This is a genomic window from bacterium (assembly GCA_030655055.1).
Lineage (GTDB): Bacteria > Edwardsbacteria > AC1 > AC1 > EtOH8 > UBA5202.
Genome location: JAURWH010000157.1, coordinates 1 through 3,463, shown reverse-complemented (window position 1 = coordinate 3,463; position 3,463 = coordinate 1). Strand labels below are relative to the sequence as shown.

At 59.3% G+C, this 3,463-nt stretch carries 3 protein-coding genes; all 3 read right to left on the bottom strand.

Annotated features, from left to right (window positions below; translation table 11 throughout):
• The coding region (gene metG / locus Q7U71_07460) for a methionine--tRNA ligase (protein MDO9391592.1) at positions 1-1,455 on the bottom strand (1,455 nt) is incomplete at its 3' end.
• Complete coding sequence (gene ricT / locus Q7U71_07455; GenBank protein ID MDO9391591.1) at positions 1,452-2,243, bottom strand: regulatory iron-sulfur-containing complex subunit RicT; 792 nt, start codon at positions 2,241-2,243, stop codon at positions 1,452-1,454. The genes metG and ricT, both read right to left, overlap by 4 nt.
• Positions 2,240-3,301: a DNA polymerase III subunit delta' gene (gene holB, locus Q7U71_07450; GenBank protein MDO9391590.1), complete on the bottom strand. Its 1,062-nt coding sequence runs from the start codon at positions 3,299-3,301 to the stop codon at positions 2,240-2,242. Before holB ends, ricT begins: the two co-directional genes overlap by 4 nt.
• Between the last annotated feature and the right edge of the window lie 162 nt (positions 3,302-3,463).

Below are 3,463 nucleotides of genomic sequence, written 5' to 3'. Positions count from 1 at the left end.
AGCCTTGGCCAGCGTGATGTCCTTCTCCTCCACCCCCAATCGTAATAAGAGCTCCCGGCACTTGCCCGGCATCACCGGGGACAACAGGATGCTGGCGATGCGCAGGGCCTCGGCCGCGTTGTACAGGACAAGGTTGATCCGCTCCTGGTTGCCTTCCTTGAACAGCTTCCAGGGGGCGTTGGATTCCACATAGCGGTTGGTGGCCCGCACCTGTTCCAGTATCTCCTCCAGCGCCTTGTTGGGCTCCAACTCGTCTATCAGGGTTTTGACCTTGGCCCCCAGCCCAGCGATCCCGGTTATCAGCTCACCTTCGGAACTTCCCAAATTCGCAACTTCCGGCGTGGCCCCGGCGCAGTAGGAATCTATCATCTTGAAAACCCGGCTGACCAGGTTGCCGTAATCGTTGGCCAGGTCGGAATTGATCCGCGATACCAGGGCTTCTTCGGAGAAATTGGCGTCGGCCCCCAGAGTCATCTCCTTCATCAGGAAATAGCGGAGCTGCTCCACTCCGTATTTATCGGCCATCTCCAGCGGACGGACCACCGTGCCCTGAGACTTGGACATCTTGGATTCGTCTATCATCCACCAGCCGTGGGCCAGCACCATCCGCGGGGTCTTGACCCCCATGGCATGAAGCATGGTGGGCCAATAGACCGAATGGGTGGTCAGAATGTCCTTGCCCAGCAGGTGCAGGGCCGAGGGCCATAGGTCCTGATATTTCCGGTCGTCAGGGGAATGGTAGCCCAGCGCCGAGATGTAGTTGATCAGGGCGTCAAACCAGACGTAGGTGACATACTCGGCGTCGAACGGCAGCTCTATGCCCCAGGCCAGCCGCTTCTTGGGCCGGGAGATGCACAGGTCGTTCAGCGGTTTTTTCAGGAAGCCCAACACTTCGTTCTTCCGGGTCTCCGGCCTGATGGTCATCCGGCCGGAGGTTATCTCGTCTATCAGCCATTGCTGGTGCTGGGACATCTTGAAGAAATAGTTCTTCTCGGTGATCTTGGACACCGGGCGCCCGCAGTCGGGACAGTTGCCGTCCTTGATGTCCTTCTCCGTCCAGAACCTTTCGTCGGGGGTGCAGTACCAGCCGTCGTATTCGGCCGGGTAGATCTGGCCCTGCTCGTAAAGTTCCTGCAGCACTTTTTTGACCACCGCCTGGTGGCGGGTTTCAGTGGTGCGGATGAAGTCGTCGTTGGTTATCTCCAGCTTCTTCCACAGGCCGGTGAAGCGGGCGCTCATCTGGTCGCAGTGTTCCTGCGGAGAAACGCCGCGCTTGGCGGCGGCCTCCTGCACCTTCTGGCCGTGCTCGTCCAGTCCGGTCAGGAAAAATGTCTGGTCTCCGAACAGCCGGTGGTACCGGGACAGCACGTCCGCCAGGATGGTGGTGTAGGCGTGCCCGATATGCGGCTCGTCGTTGACATAGTAGATTGGCGTGGTTACGTAGAACTTGCTCATTTCTTGGAAACCTCCGCTACCTCGAATTCCCCGTGGCCTTCCTCGAACCTGACCATCACTTTTTGTTTGAAGATGTCCACCTTGTAGACCGTGCCCGGTCCCTTGGGGGTGATGACCACCGAACCCACCCGGGGCATGCTGCGGTGGGCCTCCTCGTAATAGCGGTCCTCGTAGGTCAGGCAGCACATCAGGCGGCCGCACAGCCCCAGCATCTTGTTGGAGGTGGTGGACAGGTTCTGCTCCTTGGCCATCTTCAGGGTCACCGGCTCGAACTCGTTAAGCCAGGCCACGCAGCACAGCTGGCGGCCGCACAGCCCCAGCCCGCCCACCCGCCGGGCCTCGTCCCGCACCCCTATCTGGTGCATCTCGATCCGACCCTTGAACATGGCGGCCAGGTCCCGCACCAGGGAACGGAAGTCCACCCGCTTTTCGGCGGTGAAGTAGAAGGTCAGTTTTGATCCATCGAACTTGGCCTCCACGTCCACCAGGGTCATCTGCAGGCCGTGCCGGCGAATCAGGTCCAGGCAGGCCTGGTAGGACTCGGTCTCGCGCTTGCGGTTGGCCTGGAACTTCACTATGTCCTCCTCCACCGCCTTGCGCAGCACTTCTCCGGCCGCCTTGAATTTTTCCTTGAGGATGGCCCGCTCGCCCTCCACCGCCCCCAGCTCCTCGCCGTTGTCGGTGGTGACGATCACCATTTCCCCCGGGACCAGGCTGTAGGCCTGGGGATTGAGATAGTATTTGGAACGCGCTTCCTTGAAGCGCACCATTATCAGGTTTTCGCTCATAGCTCCTCTTTTATGATATCGGGACTGCAGGCGGCCATCAGGCACAGCCTGGGTGTTACGTTTCGGTTCAGGGCCGTCCGGGCCAGTTCCATGTTGGCGGTGATCCGGTTCAGCTGCGGTTCGGTCAGCAGCCGGGCCAGGGATAATATTTCAGGTGAGGCCTGGGGCTCGGGGTGCAGGGCCTCCAGCGCTATGGCCGACATCAGCTCCAGCACCCGCTGGGGACGGCCCTTTTCGCCGGTGGCCAGGTCTATGGCCTCCATCATATCGGCGTACCTTTTTTCCAGCCCGGCCCGCAAAAGATCCCCGGCCATCCGGCGCTCCTCCAGCAGGTCCAGGTCCATCATCTCCAGGGCCTGCCCCAAACTTCCCTGGCTAAGGGAGGCCAGCATTTTGGCCTGGGCGGGATCCAGCCCGTGGCGCTCCTCCAGGATTTGGATCACCGCCGCCCGGTCCAGCCGCATGAAGCGGATCTTCTGGCAGCGGGAGAGGATGGTGGACAGCAGGGCGTTGGGCTTGTCGCAGACCAGGATGAAATTGGTGGTGGGGGACGGTTCCTCCAGGGTCTTTAAGAAGGCGTTGGCCGCCTCGGTGGTCATGGCCTCGGGCTTGATTATGATCACCACCTTCTTTTTTCCCTGATAGGGCTGGAGCGAAAGTTTTGACTGCAGGACCCTGATGTCGTCTATGGTGATGGCCACCGGCCGGTCGAAATCCAGGGACAGGTGTGGCTTTTCGGCCTTCAGGGCCAGCAGCTCGGCAACCTCCTCGGCCAGTTTTTTCTTGTCGCTCTCGCTGGAGGGATGGGGCACGGGAAAGACGTAGTGCAGGTCCGGGTGATTGAAGCTGACCGTCTTCTGGCATTGGCTGCACGCGCCGCAGGGAGCCTCCACCCCGGTGCAGTTAAGGGCCTGGGCCAGCTCAAAGGCCGCCATCTCCTTGCCCACCCCGGAAGGGCCGTAGAACAGATAGCTCTGGGCCAGCCGGTTTTCCTCAAAGGACCGGCGCAGTATCTTCTTGGCCACTTCCTGGCCTATCATGCTGGAAAACAGTTTCACAATAAGACTGATTACAAATATTAATGACTATCTATCTTGCTTGGGAGAAGTCAAAAGAAAATAGTGGGACGGTCAAATGAGCAGACCCATTACTATTATGTTCTTTTTCTTTTTTGTTCCGCCAACTAAGAAAAAGAACCAAAAAGAAAAAAGCTCGTCGCT

What these genes read in the sequence shown, in the direction of transcription:
- ricT (MDO9391591.1), bottom strand. Translation starts at nt 2,243, where the DNA reads ATGAGCGAAAACCTGATAATGGTGCGCTTCAAGGAAGCGCGTTCCAAA.